At 46.1% G+C, this 18,202-nt stretch carries 21 protein-coding genes; 14 read left to right on the top strand and 7 right to left on the bottom strand.

Translation table 11 applies throughout. The annotated features are described in order from the left end of the window. The 3 genes from O3C43_18885 to O3C43_18875 all read left to right on the top strand — a co-directional run. Window positions 1-659: MBL fold metallo-hydrolase (locus O3C43_18885; GenBank protein ID MDA1068554.1), on the top strand; the 659-nt coding region annotated here is incomplete at its 5' end. 19 nt (window positions 660-678) lie between these two features. Further along, window positions 679-1,392: an HAD family hydrolase gene (locus O3C43_18880; GenBank protein ID MDA1068553.1), complete on the top strand. Its 714-nt coding sequence runs from the start codon at window positions 679-681 to the stop codon at window positions 1,390-1,392. 314 nt (window positions 1,393-1,706) lie between these two features. Beyond that, window positions 1,707-3,068, top strand: coding sequence for an IS110 family transposase (locus O3C43_18875; GenBank protein MDA1068552.1), 1,362 nt, complete (start codon window positions 1,707-1,709; stop codon window positions 3,066-3,068). A gap of 20 nt (window positions 3,069-3,088) precedes the next feature. Here O3C43_18875 and O3C43_18870 read toward each other — a convergent pair whose 3' ends face one another. After that, window positions 3,089-3,250, bottom strand: coding sequence for a hypothetical protein (locus O3C43_18870; GenBank protein MDA1068551.1), 162 nt, complete (start codon window positions 3,248-3,250; stop codon window positions 3,089-3,091). Window positions 3,251-3,347: 97 nt separating this feature from the next. Between O3C43_18870 and O3C43_18865 the strand changes: the two genes are divergently transcribed. From O3C43_18865 to O3C43_18855, 3 genes are read left to right on the top strand one after another with little or no spacing between them, the layout of a single operon-like run. Then, window positions 3,348-4,175 (top strand): hypothetical protein, encoded by an 828-nt coding sequence (locus O3C43_18865; GenBank protein MDA1068550.1) that lies wholly within the window; start codon window positions 3,348-3,350, stop codon window positions 4,173-4,175. Between the two features lie 2 nt (window positions 4,176-4,177). Further along, window positions 4,178-5,188 (top strand): DNA photolyase, encoded by a 1,011-nt coding sequence (locus O3C43_18860; GenBank protein MDA1068549.1) that lies wholly within the window; start codon window positions 4,178-4,180, stop codon window positions 5,186-5,188. Continuing rightward, a complete protein-coding gene (locus O3C43_18855; GenBank protein MDA1068548.1) occupies window positions 5,179-6,717 on the top strand; it encodes an SDR family NAD(P)-dependent oxidoreductase in 1,539 nt (512 codons plus the stop codon). Before O3C43_18860 ends, O3C43_18855 begins: the two co-directional genes overlap by 10 nt. Here O3C43_18855 and O3C43_18850 read toward each other — a convergent pair. Further along, on the bottom strand, window positions 6,698-7,138 hold the full coding sequence (locus O3C43_18850; protein ID MDA1068547.1) for a gamma-glutamylcyclotransferase: 441 nt from the start codon (window positions 7,136-7,138) through the stop codon (window positions 6,698-6,700). The genes O3C43_18855 and O3C43_18850 overlap by 20 nt on opposite strands. 158 nt (window positions 7,139-7,296) lie before the next feature. Here O3C43_18850 and miaB point away from each other — a divergent pair, with 158 nt between their 5' ends. Genes miaB through gmk form a run of 3 tightly spaced genes read left to right on the top strand, consistent with a single transcriptional unit; the run spans window position 7,297 to window position 9,876 of the window. Beyond that, entirely contained in the window at window positions 7,297-8,697 is a 1,401-nt protein-coding gene (gene miaB / locus O3C43_18845) for a tRNA (N6-isopentenyl adenosine(37)-C2)-methylthiotransferase MiaB (protein ID MDA1068546.1), read from the top strand. Further along, window positions 8,694-9,239 (top strand): hypothetical protein, encoded by a 546-nt coding sequence (locus O3C43_18840; protein MDA1068545.1) that lies wholly within the window; start codon window positions 8,694-8,696, stop codon window positions 9,237-9,239. The genes miaB and O3C43_18840 overlap by 4 nt, the downstream gene beginning before the upstream one ends. Window positions 9,240-9,261: 22 nt before the next feature. Continuing rightward, entirely contained in the window at window positions 9,262-9,876 is a 615-nt protein-coding gene (gmk, locus tag O3C43_18835) for a guanylate kinase (GenBank protein ID MDA1068544.1), read from the top strand. A gap of 1 nt (window position 9,877) precedes the next feature. Here the strand turns inward: gmk and O3C43_18830 are convergent, their stop codons facing one another. Beyond that, window positions 9,878-10,666 (bottom strand): SAM-dependent chlorinase/fluorinase, encoded by a 789-nt coding sequence (locus O3C43_18830; GenBank protein ID MDA1068543.1) that lies wholly within the window; start codon window positions 10,664-10,666, stop codon window positions 9,878-9,880. 153 nt (window positions 10,667-10,819) lie between these two features. On the opposite strand from O3C43_18830, the gene O3C43_18825 reads away from it, so the two are divergent. The 3 genes from O3C43_18825 to O3C43_18815 all read left to right on the top strand — a co-directional run bounded on the left by O3C43_18825 (window position 10,820) and on the right by O3C43_18815 (window position 12,821). Then, window positions 10,820-11,323 (top strand): hypothetical protein, encoded by a 504-nt coding sequence (locus tag O3C43_18825; protein ID MDA1068542.1) that lies wholly within the window; start codon window positions 10,820-10,822, stop codon window positions 11,321-11,323. A 71-nt stretch (window positions 11,324-11,394) separates the two neighbouring features. Further along, window positions 11,395-11,973, top strand: coding sequence for a sigma-70 family RNA polymerase sigma factor (locus tag O3C43_18820; GenBank protein ID MDA1068541.1), 579 nt, complete (start codon window positions 11,395-11,397; stop codon window positions 11,971-11,973). Beyond that, window positions 11,970-12,821 (top strand): hypothetical protein, encoded by an 852-nt coding sequence (locus O3C43_18815; protein MDA1068540.1) that lies wholly within the window; start codon window positions 11,970-11,972, stop codon window positions 12,819-12,821. The genes O3C43_18820 and O3C43_18815 overlap by 4 nt, the downstream gene beginning before the upstream one ends. An 18-nt stretch (window positions 12,822-12,839) precedes the next feature. Here O3C43_18815 and O3C43_18810 read toward each other — a convergent pair whose 3' ends face one another. Next, entirely contained in the window at window positions 12,840-13,400 is a 561-nt protein-coding gene (locus O3C43_18810) for a rhomboid family intramembrane serine protease (protein MDA1068539.1), read from the bottom strand. 56 nt (window positions 13,401-13,456) lie between these two features. Between O3C43_18810 and O3C43_18805 the strand changes: the two genes are divergently transcribed. Next, window positions 13,457-14,062: a sigma-70 family RNA polymerase sigma factor gene (locus tag O3C43_18805; GenBank protein MDA1068538.1), complete on the top strand. Its 606-nt coding sequence runs from the start codon at window positions 13,457-13,459 to the stop codon at window positions 14,060-14,062. On the opposite strand, the gene O3C43_18800 is transcribed toward O3C43_18805, so the two are convergent. The 3 genes from O3C43_18800 to gmd form a co-directional block, all read right to left on the bottom strand. Beyond that, a complete protein-coding gene (locus O3C43_18800) occupies window positions 14,059-14,364 on the bottom strand; it encodes a hypothetical protein (protein MDA1068537.1) in 306 nt (101 codons plus the stop codon). The two genes, O3C43_18805 and O3C43_18800, sit on opposite strands and share 4 nt — an antisense overlap. Window positions 14,365-14,524: 160 nt before the next feature. After that, a complete protein-coding gene (locus tag O3C43_18795; protein MDA1068536.1) occupies window positions 14,525-15,472 on the bottom strand; it encodes a GDP-L-fucose synthase in 948 nt (315 codons plus the stop codon). A 13-nt stretch (window positions 15,473-15,485) separates the two neighbouring features. Continuing rightward, on the bottom strand, window positions 15,486-16,502 hold the full coding sequence (gene gmd, locus O3C43_18790; GenBank protein ID MDA1068535.1) for a GDP-mannose 4,6-dehydratase: 1,017 nt from the start codon (window positions 16,500-16,502) through the stop codon (window positions 15,486-15,488). 170 nt (window positions 16,503-16,672) lie between these two features. Between gmd and O3C43_18785 the strand changes: the two genes are divergently transcribed. Continuing rightward, window positions 16,673-17,809, top strand: coding sequence for a helix-turn-helix domain-containing protein (locus O3C43_18785; GenBank protein ID MDA1068534.1), 1,137 nt, complete (start codon window positions 16,673-16,675; stop codon window positions 17,807-17,809). Window positions 17,810-18,202: the final 393 nt, after the last annotated feature.

Here is an 18,202-nt window from a genome sequence, read left to right as displayed (position 1 = left end):
AGCAGACGGAAAAGTTCTTTAGTTATTTCTACCTGCATGGAGACGATTCGGTGGAAAGTTCGTTGGGCAAGTATGGATTTAGTAAAAATGATATCACCGATGTGTTTCTGACACACCTCCACCATGATCATTGCGGTGGTTGTATTAATTATGATAGCTCAAGCGAGCGCTCGATTCCTGCTTTTCCAAATGCCACGTATTGGAGCAATGAGGACCACTGGAATTGGGCAGTTAATCCCAACCCCAGAGAAGGGGCGTCTTTTATTAAAGAAAATATTCTTCCTATTCAGGAGAGCGGCCAACTTAAATTTCTAGCCGAGGGAGAGCTTTTTCATCCAGGTGTCGAAGTATTGTGGGTGCACGGACATACAGAAGCTCAAATGCTACCGAAAATAAAAATCGATGGGAAAACATTGGTATTTACGGCCGACCTGGTTCCTTCCGTTGGGCACCTGCCGATACCTTATGTGATGAGCTATGATGTCAGGCCGCTGGTGACTATGGAAGAGAAGTCCAAGTTTCTGGATCAGGCTGCGGTGGAAGACTATTTCCTTTTTCTCGAGCATGATCCTGTCAACGAACTCTGCACCGTCCAGCAGACCGAGAAAGGTGTTCGCCTCAAAGAGACTCTGAAGGTCGAAGAGGTATTCGGAGAATAGGGACCATTTGGATTTAAACGTGGATCAGTCTGTAAGCATCATTCCAAAACGACCTGAAGCAATACTCTTCGATTTAGGAAGTACGCTGCTTCAAGATAGTAACTCAGGTGCACTTAACACCAGGGTTCGGACTCTGTTGAAATCCGAAACTTTTGCACCCTATGTCGAGGAAGGCTTTGATCTACCGACTGCTCTAGCAGACGCGATGGAATCTATGTATCGAGGAAATCTTGACGAATTTCATGTAAGGAAGTGGCTGGAGTCTCATCTTATGCTGATTCATCAAGATCAAGCTGAATCCCTGGAGCGTGCTATCCGATCAACTATTATTTCCTACTCGCCACCCCAAGACGCCAGTCGTGTGCTACGAGCACTCATGTCACTAGGCATTCCCATGGCAGTGGTCAGCAACACCATCTTCAGCGCAGATCTTTTACGAAGTGATCTTGAAGAGCATTCGGTATTGGAGGCATTCCGCTTTGTCGTTTCGAGTGCCGAATTTGGACTGCGCAAACCGCATCCACAGATATTTAAGGATGCGGTCAAACAACTGGGGTCTGGACCCTCATCGACCTGGTACGTGGGCGACCTATGGGAAAACGATGTGATGGGTTCCACCGCGGCAGGCTTGGTACCAGTTTGGTTGAACGCCCATGCTAGTATTCCGGATGTGTCCGTTGCACATTGGCGTGTGAGGAATTGGACGGAGTTCGGAGAGTTGGTGGGAGTTTAGAATTTGTTCTAACATCCCAACAGTCGCGAATAAATTTGCTAATTAAGAGACCGGACTCGCATCCAAATGTAGGAGCTGCTTTAGCTGCGATTTCATCTTATAGATGCCAAGCTGGGACTTGGCGTTCCCGGAATCGCAGCTAAAGCAGCTTATGTAAGAGACCTGAATTGAAATCAGCTTCCTCAGCCAGTGCAAGGCGAACCTGCAAAGAGGTAGTTGGCCGCAGCATTGGCTGGTCAGGAAGCTTTGAATTGAAAGGAAAACAATGACGGGTCAAGGTCACTTTATCGCGCAATGCCTTAATCAAAGCTGCAATGCCAAAAATGCATTTGTTGGAGACCAGGCTTGTGCGTGTTTTTATTCACTGCGTTTGCCTTTATCGCCTGAAAGAGCCGGCCGGTTTGAAGCCGGGATTTCTTTACTTGGCCATAAGCGCAGGCAACGCATTTTATCATAACCTTAACCCGTCATTAAAAATGAACATCACCCATAGCATAGGACTGGACGTCCACAAATCAAGCGCCCGTTATCACATCGCCGACAAGACCGCCCACCGGGTCTCTCAGGGGCCGCTCAAAGCCACCAATTCAGCGGTGCAACAGTTGCTGAAAAACCTGCGGGCCGATCCCGCCACCGTCCTGGTGGTGGCCGAGGCGACCGGTATGTTACACCTCGACTTTTGCGAAGCCTTCCAAAAATCCGGCTGCCAAGTCGTGGCCATCAACCCCCTGTACGGCCGCAATCGCAGCGCCCGTAACGCCATCCGCGACAACAAAACCGACCGGCTTGACGCCGAGTCCCTGGCCGAGCTCGGATTGAGCGACCGGGAAGAGTTATTGAAACGCTTTGCCTACCACTGCCCGGTCGAACGCTTCGAACTGCAACGCTACGTCAGCTCAAGCAAAATAATCCGCAAGTCCTTGACCAACATTATTAAACACACCGCCACCACCGTGCACACCCTGTTCCCCGAACTCGATGAACTGGGTCTGGACATCACCCAGGTCAGGGTGCGCCGACTTCTGCGCGAGCATCCATCACCCGCCCGCATCGCCGCCCTCGGCCTGGCCGAACTTCGCGGCTATGTCGGCATCAAGGCCGCCGAACTGAAGCAAGCCGCCGCCCACAGTTTTGCCATCCCGGCCATGAGTGCCGCCTGCGAGGACGGACTGCTGGGCCAACTCCTCGACACCATCGAGCACCTCAACGAGCAGCTCAAACAAATGGATCGCAAGATAGACCAACTCCTCCTCGCCTGCGCCGGAGTCCAGACCATACGCCTGGCCCGCAGCATCCCCGGTTTTGGTGCCAAAACTACCCCCGCCATCCTCGCTTTCATCTCTGACGAACAGCTCCAATGGGGCAACAAGCGTACGATCGCCCGCAAGCTCCAGGCCCTCTTCGGCGCCGATCCCCGCGTCAAAGAATCGGGGCGCTGGAAAGGCACCACCAAGGTCTCAAAACGAGGGATCGAGATCGCCCGCACTGCCCTCTTCCAGGCCGCCTTCTGCGGCATGAAGTTTGACCCCCAGCTCAGGCAGTACTACAATTCCCTAAAAGCGAGAGGCAAACACCACAAAGAAGCGATGATAGACCTCATGCGCAAACAGCTCGGTAGACTCGTATCCGTGCTGGTCAATCAAAAATCATTCACACCCATTATACCCCGATTATGACGTTTTTTATTGATCTATCCTTATTGCCTGTCTCCTACATTTTGACATGCGAAAGTAGTTGTAGGAGTGACCTTGGTCGCGAATCGAATACCAACGATGTCTGCTGGATTCTTGCGAGCAAAAGAGAAAAGAGCTTGTTCTTGTATTTCAGATACCCCGATGCTTGCGTCGGGGAGTTTCATTTTTTGAGTGAAATAAAATTTCACTTGGTATCTCACTTGCAAGTGCGCCACAAGCCGGATAAAGCATTAAGAAGACAATCAATCCCATCTTATTTCTTTGAAGTTGATAGTAACAGCACTCCGGCAGGAAGCTCGACCCTTGATCGATGCATATGGCCTAAAACAGGATCACTCTTCCCGGAGAATTCCGATATATGCGTCAGAAGACACACTACTTGTTATTAGTGGAATCGGAAAACTTCACGCCGGGATAGCAACGACTCACGCGCTTCACTTATCGGGGAATCCATCTGATTGCCAAGTTTTCAATGTGGGAATGTGCGGAGCGGTCGTGGATCAGGTTGTATTAGGAGAGGCAGTAGTCGCACATAAAATTTGGGATCACGCCAGTGGGCGTGAGTTTTTCCCTGATATGGTGTATAAGCACGGACTTCAGGAAGCAACCTTGGGCACCTTCGATAAACCCGTGACTTCCGGGAGCCGGTCCATACTCGCCTGCGATATTGTGGACATGGAAGCATCGGGCGTTTTCCAAGCTGCTCAGCTTTTTATTCCACCTCATCAGATGTTTTTCCTTAAGGTGGCTACTGACTATCTAGAATTCTCCTCCGACGATTACGGTCAAATGCTACGGTATTATGAACAATCTGTTGAAGATTGGCTTCCGGTGCTAAAAGGGTACCATCCATTCAATCCGCTTGATTCTGTAATCACCGATGAAGAGGAAAGTGTTATTGTTTCTCTGGCTGAGAGCATGCGCTTGACTCAAACTCAAACACACCAACTCAGGGATGCCGCACTTCGATTCCTTGTTCGAGGTGGGACAGATCTAGATATTCTTCGCCTCAAACTTGAATTGAGACCTGTGCATAAATCGCTTCGAAACCGGATGTTTGAAACTATTATTCAAACCCTCGATCAGTAAGTATGTTGTCAAAACGGTTTTCACACGTCTATTTGGAAGAGGGAGCCGAAGCGTATCCTCTTACTCGGACCATTCTGGACCGACTACCCAATGCTACCGTTGTGAGTGTGGCAAACTATATGGATGTCTTCGGGCGATCGGGTCAGGATTTTCAGGTTCAAAAGCAGAGCCCAAAATTGATCCTGGCACGGAAAAAGGATAAGTTCATCTATGACGGTTCGATGGCCAGCCAGGATTTCGGTTATAGAAATTTCTACTACAATTCACTGCTTCTCAACTGCGTTTACAATTGTGACTATTGTTACCTGCAAGGGATGTATCCGAGCGGTAACATGGTCGTTTTCGTCAATGAAGATGATTTTTATCAAGCGACCTTAAAGGCCATTGATTTTCGTGCATTCCCAGAGGAACCATTGTATCTTTGTATTTCTTACGACACGGATCTTTTAGCCTACGAAAACGTGGTGCCTTACACGACCCGTTTTATAGAATTCACCCGTGAGTATGAAGATATGGTAATCGAAATCCGTACGAAAAGCGCCAACTGGCGGCCTCTTGAGGACGTGCTGCCCAATGAGCGCTGTATATTGGCGTGGACCCTTTCTCCGCCAGAAGTCGCGCTAAAATATGAAAAGTTTACGCCGTCTCCGGATCAAAGAATTCAGGCGATCAAGCAGTGTTTGGACCGCGGTTGGCCTGTCCGTCTTTGCTTTGATCCGGTTTTAAAAATAAACAACTGGGAGGAAATTTATCGGTCCTTTTTTAAAGATGTTTTTAAGCGCTTGCCAGCGGATAAAATCCGTGATGTGAGTCTCGGCGTTTTTCGAATGAACGCGGATTATTTTAAACGTATCAAAAAACAGCGGACCGACTCCGACATCTTATTTTATCCTTTTGAAAACAGCCAATCTTTTGTGTCTTACCCTCAAGTTGAGCGATCTCATATGATCGAAACGTTGAAGGCGGTATTGCTGAATTATTTACCGACTGAAAAAATTGAAACATGGACATAGCCATTGTAACAGGTGCTGACACCCGAACCGGCCTAGCGATATCTCGAAAGCTCATTGAGATCGGGTGCCGCGTCTACGGTCTGGTAAACGATATTAAATCCTTATCGCTTGAACACTCGGACTTCGTTCCGGTTACTTGCGACCTCACAAATACGGAGCAACTTACGCAGGTTTTTGAGGAGATACTCGATAAGGAGAAGGACATTTATGTGTTGGTTAACCACGCCAAGTGCCTTCATTTGGCCCAGCATGAGAAGCAAGAGTTAAACGATCTGGAGGCCTTGGTTCGGACCAATCTCCTGTGCCCGTTGATTTTGACACGTCTGGTCATGCCTTCTCTTATTCGTCTTAGGGGTTATGTAGTTAATATTGGTTTCCCCAATTCATTGGGTACTCAAAAATTGGGGAGTGCCTTTCTATCTACGGAGCTCGCCCTACAGGAATTTTCGGAACGACTTTTCGAAGAAGTCCGGCAGGATGGTGTTAAGGTATGTTCTTTGGTTCTCGATACTGCCAATGCTGAAGCCATTTTGGGCGAAGGGTTCAACGAGCGAGATAATCACGACCTTATTGTTAGCGCCGAAGCGACTGCCCAAGCGGTTGAGTACGTCGTAAGCCAGAAGAGTGATTCAGTGATATCACGTCTTGTGGTTAGGCCACAAAAGCGTGAGCCGGATGCGAAAGATCGAATTTCAGCCAGAAAAATTCCGCAACCTAACCCTTTCATTGTCAGGAAACCTGGGGGGAAAGTGGTGATCGGGCGTCTGCAAAAAGAAGTTGAACCCGAATCGATCAAAAAGGCTCCTGCAACTTACATGGATATTGCCCGCGAAATGGCTGCGGAAGAAGCGCTTAATCCTCAACCCTCACGCAAACGCGGAGATATACGGGAACTTAATCGCGATGCAGAATCCGGATCGACAAGCGGTGACTCAGGTTCAAATACAAGCAACGACAAATCAGGGCCTCAGCGAAATCGAAGGCGCCAACGTAGGCGCGGTCGCCGCAGAGGGAAAGTGGATTCTCAAACTCAGGATTCTGGTAACCGTAATCAGGACACAACTGCTTCACCTCAAAGAAATAATTACGAAAAGCCTCAATCCCAGCAACAGGTTCCAATACGAAATCAAAGCCAGACTCCTGCTCCTGAGAATACCGATAATTCAAGAGTAAAAGATCAAAAGCTGGCGAAAAAACGACCCACAAAGAATGTTGTTAGAGCAACACCAGTTGGGGAAAGGCCTACAAGAAAGAAATCTCCGTCAGCAAAGAATACGGCTGCTGTGAAATCAAATGATCAAAAATTCTCCAAAAAACCACCGACGAAGAAAGTTGCTAAAGAGTCGCCGGCGGAAAAAAGTGCGTCGAGATCAGTTCCTGCAAAGCCAGCAGTGAAGGTAAAGCAGGTAGTCGAACCCCCTGTGGGGCAAATGTCTGTGAAAGAAAAGATTCCCAAGAAACGAATCGTCAGAAAAGTCGCGAAAAAAACGCCAAAGAAGCCGTCGATCTCTAAGCCGAAGGAGTCTTAATCGGCCAAGAGCCATTCGGAAGCCAGACTCCTCCATATGATTCAATCTTTTTGAGGGTCATGAAATAGCACCAAGCTTTTTCTGATGCCTCAGTGTCATTCTCTTCTTTAAATACAGATATGCGTTTACGGTAGTATTCGTTGAGGTCCTCAGTTCTTTCAGGGTCATAACCCTCCAACATGTCGAGTTTGGCTAATACTTCTGTTTCAGGATGGCTGAATCTCAAAATGAAACCACGAATCCTTGAGCCTTTTTCCTGGAGCGCTCCAGGGTACCCCAAGTGAGGAAAATCAAACAGGCGTCCGTCAACAAAAGCTTCCTCGGTCTCGAAATGGAACGAGCCACAAAAGCGATCATGATAAAACCCACCTGGCTTTAGGGTCCCGTAGACAAATACGCAGGCTATTTCTTTGCTCTTCATTGAATGAATTAGGCATTGAACGGTTTAAGGATCTCATGGCCATTAAAAGTGTTGATGAAGGTATATTTTTCAAATCTTCCAAGAAATTCCGAGGCGATGTTTGGCTCCTTTTTACTAATTGACCTATAACCCCTTGCTTCTATGTTTTCCCACCTCTTATGAACCGGGTGTATATCAAGACTTACGGCTGCCAAATGAATGAGCGCGACTCCGAAGCAGTTGCTGCCAAGCTTCGTGGTCGTGGGTACTCGCTGGTCGATAATGAGTTCGATGCGGACGTGGTTTTATTGAACACTTGCTCCGTTCGAGACCAAGCCGAGCAGAAGGCCATTGGAAAAACCGGTTATTTGGGTAAGCAAAAACGAACCAACCCAGACTTTATCATCGGGATTATGGGTTGTATGGCGCAAAACAGGGGCACTGAGTTGGTCGATAAGCTTCCGGACTTGGATCTTCTTGTCGGCACTCAAAAGTTTCATACCATTCCGGATCATCTGGATAACATCATAGCTACCCAAAGAGGCCTTGGCCCACGACCATCCACTATTGTAGATTTGGACGAAGAAGAAGGTTCCCAAAACACTATCCGGGAGCATTTGTCCGACGAGCGCCAAGTATGTGCGTTTGTGTCGATTATGCAGGGATGCAATATGAATTGTGCTTTCTGTATCGTGCCCAAGACCCGAGGAAGGGAACGTTGTCGCCCCATTGAAGAAATTGTGGATGAGGTCGAAGAACTAGCCGCCAGAGGGACCAGGGAAATAACCTTGCTCGGCCAAATCGTTAACAGCTACGGCCGGCGTGAAATTCCGTTTCGCAATAAAAAGTCACCCTTTGTTCAACTTCTGGAAAGGGTTCAGGAAGTTAAAGGCATTGAACGTATCCGATTCACTTCCCCTCATCCGCGAGGTTTCAAGGAAGACTTGGTGGAAGCTTACCGCGATCTTTCCAAACTTTGCGAATATGTCCACTTGCCTGCACAATCAGGATCGAACCGGATGTTGAAATTGATGAATCGTCCGTATTCGCGAGAGCGGTACTTGGAGATTGTTGATAGTCTTCGTACAACGATTCCCGGAATGTATTTCTCGACAGATATCATAGTCGGGTTTCCCGGGGAGACGGAAGAAGATTTTGAGCAAACTTGCGAACTGTTCAAAGAGGTCTCTTTCGATATGGCCTATGTTTTTAAGTACAGCATCCGCACCGGCACCCCTGCGGCTGATTTGGGCGACCAGATCCCTCAAGAAGTGAAGGAAGCTCGTAATCACCGCCTGCTTGGCTACCTCAGAGATTCTTCCCTGTCTCGGAATGAATCGATGGTGGGATCTATCCAGGAGGTATTGATCGAAGGCAAAGCAAAGCGCGGGGACTTATACGTGGGTAAAACGCGTGGCTATCGCAATTGCCTGGTGCCAGCGAATGATCGACTCATTGGTGAACTCGTCCAAATGAAAGTTTACCGTGCGACTCAAAGCAGTCTTTATGGTGACCTGATTCTTTCAGGTGTTGATGAAATTAATAAGCCTGCGCCAACATTTTCAAATTCTCTCTTATGAATCTTTCACTTTTTACCGCTACCATAATCACCGGCATTTGTTTGGTTCTCGCTGGAGGCCTACTTTTTTGGAACGACAATTCGATATCGAGTCTCACAAAAAGTCTGCCTCGATCCCGTCGATTCACCATACTCGCATTTGGAATTGGAAGCATTTGGTTTATCTACAAGGTGTCACAACTTGGAGAAGCAGATTTTGGAAACCATCGGAATTTACTTATGGGTATTTTTGGAGCGATCGCAGTATTATCATACTTCTACGTACCCGATTTCTTGGCGGTTCGCGGCGTTTGTATAATCTGGTTGCTTGCCGCCACCGAAATGTTGAGTTCGGCCTTTGCTCTTTACGATATAACTTCTCGTTTGTTTCTCACGGTTTTCGCCTATTTTCTTATAGTTCTTTCGATTTATCTGGCGGTTGTACCTTATCGGGCTCGCGATTTTTTTGATTGGTTATTCATGAAGGACAGGCGACCCAGGCTTCTTGGAGCTGTCCTGGCAGGGTACGGCGTGATTTTGAGTATAGTTGCCTTCGCTTACTAAGAATGTTTTAATTTGAATTCGAATGGGATCTCCAGACAAAGACCTTGCGTTGTTGCTGATTTTGGCCGGCCCAACCGGAACCGGGAAAAGTACGCTTTGTTCAAGAATGACGGATAAGTATGGTCGTATTCAACGGGTGATTACTTCAACCACTCGTTCGCCCCGAGAAGGGGAGGTGGATGGCAAGGACTACTTTTTTTTTAGTGAAGAGGAGTTTGATAAAAAATTGGGCGAAGATGCATTTTACGAACATGCGCAAGTTCATGATCATCGCTACGGTACTTTAAAATCAGAGATCCAAGACAAGTTAGCTCACAGTATTGATCTAATCATGAACATCGATGTGCAGGGAGTGGCGGCCTTTCAGCGGGAAGCGGAAAAAGACGCTCTTCTAAAACAACGATTGGTTACCATTTTCTTAATGCCTCCAAGTCTTGAGGAAATTGTACGGCGGCTAATACACCGTGGGAAAGAAGATCGAGCAGCAATGGATCGCCGCCTTGAGTCAGCTCGAAATGAAATGCCGCTTTGGGATACCTATGACTTTTGCCTCATCAGCGGCACAAAAGATGAAGATTTTTCCAAGGTGGAAGGAATCTGGAAATCAGAAAAGTTACGAGTTGCCCGGCTGAAGTAGATCAAGAAGAGAAGACCGGCCAAACGATCGATTCCTGCGTTAAACAAGCTGCTGATTTCGCATGTCCGTCCCTAAGGGCTACCTCCAGGTATCCACTGGATCCCCAATAGCTGACCGGTGCCGCCGTTTCTACATCTCCAAAGGTTTCTGCTATAGGGAAGAGTACATCTTCAACTCGAACTCCAAGAAGTTTTCTAAACTCAATGTGTTCTTTCGTGAAATTGGTAAGACCGTTTCCAAAGCGATCAAAGTAAAGGATCTGGCCATTTGGATTTTCGGTCAGGTTCTTTGGCTCAGGAAAATTTAGCTCAACCACTTTCTGGACCTGAGGTCCTGCTTCTTGGATATGAGCCCCCGATGCAAGCTTGGCACCAGCCGGAGCAAAAATGTCTCTACCATGAAATGTGGAACTTCTTTTTGAGCCCATCCAATTTGGAGATTCAATGCAGAAAGCAGCACTTGTAACCAGTTTGCTAATGGTTGGATATAAGACACCGTTGTTGGGAGCGACGAAAAAGTAATTTCCTGCTTCCATGGTTATAGCTTGTCTGTCAGTCCCAACGCCAGGGTCTACGACCACCACGAAAGTTGTGCCCGGCGGGAAGTCATCGTAGCATTGGCGCAGGACGAAAGCACCCTCTTTAATAGATCCAGGGCTGATCTCGTGGGTAATATCTACAAATCGAACTTCCTTGAAAACCGTAATTGCGGTTGCTTTCATGCTGGCGACATACCAATCGCTTGTTCTAAAATCAGTCAGGAGCACTAATAAGCCATTTGCTTTCATCATAGTTTTTGTTTAGAAATTTGTCTTAATCGTTTCAATCTAGTACCACATGCTTCATAGGCAAAAAGTCTTTATCCCCTTTTTTAGATCCTCTATAGATTTTTGAATCCGCAATCTTTTTGTTCACGTAAAAGTCTATCTAACCAACAAATACTGATGAAAAACCCTAAATCAATTTTCCTACTGTCGTTAACAGCTTTCCTTTTCGGATGCTTGAGTCCACTTGTTGCCCAAGAAAATGCAGAATCTGAAAAAGTGACTTTGCTCGTCGTGGTTTCTGACAGTCTGATATCGCACCGTGCCTACCACAACGATTTGGATATGTATCTCAGAATCAAAAATAACTTTACCAAAGCCTTTGAGAAAGAAGATTGGCCGGTAATTCTGAAATTCGAACGGTGGAGCGCGAGTATTCCCGACGATGGACTTCAGCTTCGAATCTGGTTCAAAAGCTTGGAGGAAGAGACCTTAAACGACCTCGTCTTTCGCGCTTGGGTTACGCTTTTGGAAGATGGCGAGAAAACGGATTTTAAAATCATAAAAGCGAGGACTTACCCTCGGCCCGGACGTCACCCACAAGATAACATGGATGAAGTCATTCTTTTGGCCGCAGAGGAGGTGGCCAAAAAGCTTAACGAACACAAGTTCAACAAACCCTGATTGAGCCTGGGGCTGGTTTTGGTACCGACCAGCCCCTTTTACTCGACTGTCCTAGAAACATAATTACCGAGATGACTCTTACCATTCAGCACGAAGCGGCCTTGGAAGAAGCCTGTTTGCTGGCACAAATTGGTGTTGGCGATTCTCATGCGTTTCGGAGGCTGTATGATCGGTACTCTACTCCATTGTTTTCACTTGGACTTAGAATGCTTAAGAACCCTTCTGAAGCTGAAGAAGCTTTACAGGATACTTTTGTAAAGATCTGGAAGAATGCGGCTTACTATGATGCTCGAAAGTCTCGCCCCTTTACTTGGGCCGTCACTATCATGCGCCGAACCTGTATTGACCGAATTCGGAAGTTAAATCGTGAACCCGAAGTAACCACTTTCGAACCTGAGCAGGATCAGGAATGGGCTACGGCAGAAACTGTCCGCGAATCCGTCGCCCTCAATGAAACGCGCAATCAAGTCGAGGAGGCGCTAAAGAATGTCCCGGCTAAACAAAAAAAAGCCCTGGAACTCGCTTTGTTTTCCGGCATGACTCATTCCGAAATCGCGAACTCTCTGGAGCAACCCTTAGGTACGGTAAAGTCCTGGCTTAAACGAGGGCTCTTTCAACTTAGAAATTCTTTAACGGAAACAGTTTTATGAACGAGAAGACACAAGAATTAGCCAGCCTTTACGTGTTGGATAAATTGACGCCCGATGAGCGTTCTTCATTTGAGAACCTATTGGAAACGGATACGGAATTGGTTCTATTGCTCAGAGAGCTTGAATCTGCTGTCGAAGATCAGGTCCGGGATCTCCCTCAGTATAACGCTCCGGATGGGTTGTTTTCAAAAATTCAATCTCAGGTGCAACCCTTTCCACAGGTTGCGAACTCAAAACCGTTTATTACGATCTCCTGGGCGAGCTTCGCAGGTTGGGGAATGGCAGCAGCTCTTCTATTAGGCGTAGGCCTCACGCTATTTGTTACAAACCGTGATGGCCCAATTGCCGGTGCTAACAGTCAGCCTGTTTTACTGATTGTAGGTATGAATTCGGATTCATCGGCCTTTAAAACGATCCCAACAGTAATACCCGAAGATGAATTTGAAAACTTCGTTCAACTCACTCAAATGGCTGAAATTTTTTGGGCTCATCCAGAACAGCTTCCTGCCACCATAAATAATTCTCCGTTGGCAAACACGCGCGGGAGTGGCTATGCCGTCTTTGATCCTCAAAGTAAGCATGGTTTTATCGCTATTCAAAATTTGCCGAGACAAGAAAAGGGGAAGAACTATTTTCTTTGGCTGAAAGATCCTAAGGCTAACGTATTGGAATGTGCCGGGATTATTCCGCTTCTGGAAAAAAATGAAGGACTTTACTTCTTTGAGCTGGAGGATAATTCTCCCATCTCAAGTGCGCGGGTAGCTTTTTTCGTTACTGAAGAAAACACTTCGGAGCCCAAGCTGAGTCATCCGAAAGGAGAATTAGTCTTAGGCAGCGATCGCATATAGTGATTCCGTTCTTACGCATTACTTTGCACGTAAAAAGCCAAATGCGCTTCCGCAGATTCCTCCCAGGATGTGTGCGAATTGGGAGACGCTGTCTTCTTCAAACGAAAGCGCAAATTCGTTTCCTAGAAAAATGATGCACACTAGAATAAACGTTAGTGGCACGGTTTTACGCTTCACGTTTACCAATGAGCTTAGGACAATAAACATGAACACGATGCCACTGGCACCCAAAAGCATCCCTTCGAAAAAAAGCATGTGAAGCAGCCCCGTGATTGCTGCTGTAATTACCGCCATGGTCGCGAGATCCCGTGTCCCGTACTTTTCTTCGAGGATGGGGCCAATGAGAAGTATGATGGTCAAGTTGCCCAACAAATGCGGAAAATTAATATGACCGAGGACGTGCCCTATTAAGCGTGGATAGGTTAACAGGTCTGAAAAACTGTCGCTTCCATGAACACTAAATAAATGGAATGTACTTTTACCATCGGTCAATCCCGATGCCAAAAGTACCAATAGGCATATTAGTGAGTAGGTAAGGACAAAGGGAGCATTGTAGGTTATTTTGATGGGTGCATTCATGGCTGACTCTTGACAAATGGCAGGTCTCCCCTGCAAATCAACTCCACTTTTTTGTTGTGGACACCCTCAGGTCAAATACTCCCGAATCTCTAGATCCTTCGACCTGGCTCGATTCCTATGGAGATTACCTATATCGTTACGCCATGATGCGCGTAAACAACCCCTCGGTTGCTGAGGATTTGGTACAAGAAACTTTTCTTGCCGGGATCAAATCACTTAAAAACTTCGGTGGACGATCCACTTTGAAGACCTGGTTAACCGGGATTCTCAAATTTAAAGTCATGGACCATTATCGAAAGAGCTCCAGAGAGAAAACGTTTACACAATTAACGTCATTCTACGAAGACGAAGAGAAAGATCATTTTAGTGATAACGGGCATTGGTTGCAGGGAGATTTTTCCCCGGCTGAGTGGTCGGCCGAACAATGGGAGAGTATTGATCGGAAAGAATTTATGACTCAGTTTTTGTTTTGTGCCGACAAGTTGCCCCTAAAGATTAGACAAGTTTACCTGATGCGTGAGGTCGACGGAATTGAAAGCAAAGATATCGTGGAGCAGCTTGGTATCACGCCACAGAACTTATGGACCATTTTACACCGCGCACGAATGGCTCTCCGGAAATGCCTGCAGGATAATTGGTCTGCTCCAGATAAAAGACTTTAGCTTTCGTCGTCTGGTTTTTGCGATGGGGCCTGCATCATTGCACGAATCCTCGCCCGGCAATCATCGGTGAGTTGTTCGTCCTTCAATTCCGCCAACGACTCACCTTCTGATTTTACACTATCGCTCACCATTTGGACTTGGTTGGAATAATCTACACACCAACTACAGATCCAACCGTGAATGCGCATACCAATTCGCTCACGCAAGTTGAGTTTCCGGTCAAGCGATTGAGATGAAAGTCGTGCCATATCTCGGCAGCACGGACACATCGCACCGATCGCTTTGGCGAACAGGGGTTTCATTAATTTTCCAAATCAGGTTTCTGCAGTCAATTGGCGAACACAATCTGGTGTCCGACGATTGGTCGAGGCTTTCCTAAAAGCCTTGCTGATTTTTTTCGGATTTTTGGAACTTGGGGTGATGCGAGAGCACATCGATTCCTGTTTCTGCCCCTAAAATTAATTAATCACGAATGGTTCCTGTAGCTTTTGCTTCAAGAAATGATTCGTAGGTCTTCTTTATGCCTGTGTTTAGATTTATTTTTCGTTCCCAACCTAAATCTTTGATCACAGTGACATCGAGTAATTTTCTCGGTGTTCCATCGGGCTTGGTTAGATCTTGGATAATGGTCCCGGTGTATCCCACCGTTTCCTTAATCAAATTTGCCAATTCGAGAATGGTTACTTCTTCGCCGCTTCCCACATTCACCCAGTCGGGAGGGGTTTCCAAATTCATAAGAAAAACCGAGGCATCAGCCAGGTCATCCACGTGTAGAAATTCCCTTTGTGGGGTTCCTGAACCCCACATTACCACTTCTGAATGGCCTCTTTCCTTTGCTTCATGGAATTTCCGAATGAGGGCCGGGAGGACATGAGAATTATCCAAGTTATAATTGTCTCCTGGACCATAGAGGTTTGTCGGCATCAGGGAATGAAAAAGCACTCCGTGTTGTTTCCGATAAAACTGACAAAGCTTGAGACCTGCTATTTTGGCTATCGCGTAGGGTTCGTTGGTAGATTCCAGCTCATCCGTGAGCAAGGAGCTTTCCTTGATTGGCTGTGGTGCAAATTTGGGATAGATACATGAACTACCTAGAAAAAGGAGTCGTTTCACTCCAAACTCGTAGGCGGCATGAATCTGATTGGCCGCAATAACAAGATTTTCATATATAAAATCCGCTGGGAAAGTGCTATTTGCTCCAATTCCTCCAACCTTCGCTGCCGCAATTATTACCGCGTCGGGTTTTTCTAGCTCGTAGAAACGACGTACTGCAGTTTGGTCCGTAAGGTCTAGTTCTTCTCGGGTAGCAGTTTCAATCTCATCGTAACCGAGAGATTCAAATTTTCGAACGAGAGCTGAACCGACCATACCACGATGGCCAGAAATATATACTTTCCAGGACGGATCCATAGATTGAAAATTGTTAAACAGCAGATGCTTGTTTAACAGCTAATTCTTTTCTAGCTAATTGAAGGTCTGATTCAACCATAAGTTTTACCAGGCCTTTGAAATCCGTCTTGGGTTCCCAGTCTAGTAGCTTCTTTGCCTTTGAAGGGTCGCCTATCAATAGCTCCACTTCAGCTGGCCGTTCATACCGTTTGTCGTAGTCAACGTATTCTTCGAAATCCATATCAAGAGTTGAAAACGCCTCCTGACAGAACTCTTTGACTGAGTGAGTATCGTGAGTTGCCAGGACATAGTCATCAGGATTGTCCTGCTGAAGCATCAGATACATCCCTTCGCAATATTCTTTTGCGTAACCCCAATCTCGCTTTGCATCGAGATTCCCTAAATAGAGTTTGTCTTGAAGACCCATTTTTATCCGCGTTGCTGCACGGGTAATCTTGCGGGTTACAAATGTTTCACCTCTGCGGGGAGATTCGTGATTGAAAAGGATACCATTGCTTGCATGCAAATTGTAAGATTCACGGTAGTTAACCGTTAGCCAGTAAGCGTATACTTTAGCGCACGCATAAGGACTTCTTGGCCAAAAAGGTGTTTTCTCTGTTTGTGGGACTTCTTGAACTAATCCAAACATTTCAGAAGATGAGGCTTGGTAAAAACGGGTCTTTTGTACCATGCCTGCTTCGCGAATCGCTTCAAGGATCCGGACGGTTCCCAGGCCGACGACGTCCCCCGTGTATTCCGGGATATCGAAAGAAACACGAACATGGCTTTGCGCTCCAAGGTTGTAGATTTCATCGGGGTGTAAATCGTAGAGCAGCTTCACCATTTGTGTGGAATCCGCTAAATCACCGTAATGGAGGTGCAAATTGGTGTTTGCTGTGTGCGGGTCGGAGTAAAGGTGATCTATACGACCTGTGTTGAAAGAAGAAGAGCGGCGGATAATGCCATGTACTTCGTAGCCTTTTTCAAGAAGGATTTCTGCGAGATAAGATCCATCTTGCCCGGTGATGCCTGTGATGAGTGCTTTTTTCATATAAAAATGAAATAGTTATACTTATTGGATATTTTGGTTACTGAGAAAACGATAACACAGTGTTTTAAAACTGTCTTTACGTAAAAACGAAAAAAATATTTAACTATTACCGCAATATTAGGAGTATTTACATTCCTTTGATTTCTCAGATGCAAAAAACATCGTTTAGCATGAGCCAACCTGTGGTAGCTGTTTTGTTCGAATCAGAATTCGATTCAATGGTTGAGCTATTTCGAGGGATCCAGGCTCATGCCGAAGCGCTGGGCGTGTGGCGGGCGATACCTTTAAATATCGGCGAAGAGGAATTACTGGGTGAATTGGTTGAGCATGGAAATTTGGCAGGATTAATTGGAGGCCTGGTAAGCGATCGCTGGATCGAGTCTCATTGGCTCGGTCGAATGCCCTTGGTCAATGTAGAGAATCTTTCTCTGATTAGTCGGGCTCCTTCCGTAGTAGTGGACGACGAAGAAGTTGGCCGACTGGTAGCTGAAAAGTTCCTGTCAGCAGGATTTGAGAATTTTGCCTATGCCGGATTGACTGGAAATCTTTTTACCAAGCTACGTCAAACTGGGTTTAGCTCCCGCCTTGAGAATAGTGGGAAGACGGCTGTGTCTGCACCGCACGGTTGGGTTACACGGCCTCTGAGAGTTTGGACGGAATGGTTGCTTTCTCTTCCAAGGCCAATAGCTGTGTTTTGTGCCACAGATTATACCGCCCGGAGGGTTATCCAAGCTGCAGGAATAGGCGGTTTGAAAGTGCCTGAGGAAGTATCAGTTGTAGGCGTCGGTAATATATATAGAGACAGTTTGTTTTCTGGGGTGCCAATTGCCTCAGTGGAATTACCTTATTTTGAGATTGGGAAAGAAGCAGGAAGAGTAATTGATCAATATCGTCATGGGATTATCAAAACTCCGGAAATTATTAAGTTTTCACCTGTAAGGCTTTTGGAAAGGGCTTCCTCGCGATTTAGCAAAGTTGAGGATGTGGCTGTAGCCAAGGCGTTAGATATAATGCGCGCCAGATTTCATGAATCTCCTTCCATCGATGCTGTTTCGCGAGAAACAGGTGTCTCAAGGAGACTTCTAGAGCAGAAATTCCAATTGAGTCTTTCATCTACCCCATACCAGGAGCTGTTGAAAATAAAGATGGATCGAGTGTGTCAATTGCTGGAACACACAGGAAAGAGGATCATTGAGATTTCTCAGCTTTGTGGATTTTCCAGTCAGCATCAGTTTTCTAATTGTTTCAAAAGGCTATATGGGATGTCTCCTCGCGCTTTTCGGGAATCACTTAGAAAAGAGTCATAATGAACTATTTGAAGCTGGTTTTATGAAGATCACAATTTCCAAGGTTAACCGGTTCAATAAAGGCTCGTATTTGGCTTCAGATGATCTCCTCAAATTTTTTCTTTTAAAAATCAACAAACATGAGCTTTTAGACTTAAGGATAGTGAATAAAGGAGCATCCGAATTTAAACCTAAAGAGATAAAAGGAAGTTCTGGGATGAACAATTTCTTAAATTCGAAGGAGTCGTATTACGCTACACATCAGTCCGGTAGTGCTTTCTTTGTGTATTAAAGTGGAGAAACTAAACCTTCTTTGAGTATAAAATGATTGATTATCAGAACTTAATTAATCTGTTATTATATGAATAACAGCGACTTATAGATTTGATGAAGAAAGATTTGAAAAAAACCTTG

The organism is Verrucomicrobiota bacterium (assembly GCA_027622555.1).
In the GTDB taxonomy this organism is placed as follows: Bacteria; Verrucomicrobiota; Verrucomicrobiia; order Opitutales; family UBA2995; genus UBA2995.
The sequence above is the reverse complement of the archived record's forward strand: the minus strand, read 5'-3'. Positions and strand labels throughout refer to the sequence as shown.

Coding starts and splice junctions, on each gene's coding strand:
- O3C43_18840 (MDA1068545.1), top strand. CDS start 8,694: ATGAATCTTTCACTTTTTACCGCTACCATAATCACCGGCATTTGTTTG.
- O3C43_18810 (MDA1068539.1), bottom strand. CDS start 13,400: ATGAATGCACCCATCAAAATAACCTACAATGCTCCCTTTGTCCTTACC.
- O3C43_18825 (MDA1068542.1), top strand. CDS start 10,820: ATGAAAAACCCTAAATCAATTTTCCTACTGTCGTTAACAGCTTTCCTT.
- O3C43_18860 (MDA1068549.1), top strand. CDS start 4,178: ATGTTGTCAAAACGGTTTTCACACGTCTATTTGGAAGAGGGAGCCGAA.
- miaB (MDA1068546.1), top strand. CDS start 7,297: ATGAACCGGGTGTATATCAAGACTTACGGCTGCCAAATGAATGAGCGC.
- O3C43_18850 (MDA1068547.1), bottom strand. CDS start 7,138: ATGAAGAGCAAAGAAATAGCCTGCGTATTTGTCTACGGGACCCTAAAG.
- O3C43_18855 (MDA1068548.1), top strand. CDS start 5,179: ATGGACATAGCCATTGTAACAGGTGCTGACACCCGAACCGGCCTAGCG.
- O3C43_18800 (MDA1068537.1), bottom strand. CDS start 14,364: ATGAAACCCCTGTTCGCCAAAGCGATCGGTGCGATGTGTCCGTGCTGC.
- O3C43_18870 (MDA1068551.1), bottom strand. CDS start 3,250: ATGAAACTCCCCGACGCAAGCATCGGGGTATCTGAAATACAAGAACAA.
- O3C43_18830 (MDA1068543.1), bottom strand. CDS start 10,666: ATGATGAAAGCAAATGGCTTATTAGTGCTCCTGACTGATTTTAGAACA.
- gmd (MDA1068535.1), bottom strand. CDS start 16,502: ATGAAAAAAGCACTCATCACAGGCATCACCGGGCAAGATGGATCTTAT.
- O3C43_18795 (MDA1068536.1), bottom strand. CDS start 15,472: ATGGATCCGTCCTGGAAAGTATATATTTCTGGCCATCGTGGTATGGTC.
- O3C43_18820 (MDA1068541.1), top strand. CDS start 11,395: ATGACTCTTACCATTCAGCACGAAGCGGCCTTGGAAGAAGCCTGTTTG.
- O3C43_18785 (MDA1068534.1), top strand. CDS start 16,673: ATGAGCCAACCTGTGGTAGCTGTTTTGTTCGAATCAGAATTCGATTCA.
- O3C43_18875 (MDA1068552.1), top strand. CDS start 1,707: ATGCCAAAAATGCATTTGTTGGAGACCAGGCTTGTGCGTGTTTTTATT.
- O3C43_18815 (MDA1068540.1), top strand. CDS start 11,970: ATGAACGAGAAGACACAAGAATTAGCCAGCCTTTACGTGTTGGATAAA.
- gmk (MDA1068544.1), top strand. CDS start 9,262: ATGGGATCTCCAGACAAAGACCTTGCGTTGTTGCTGATTTTGGCCGGC.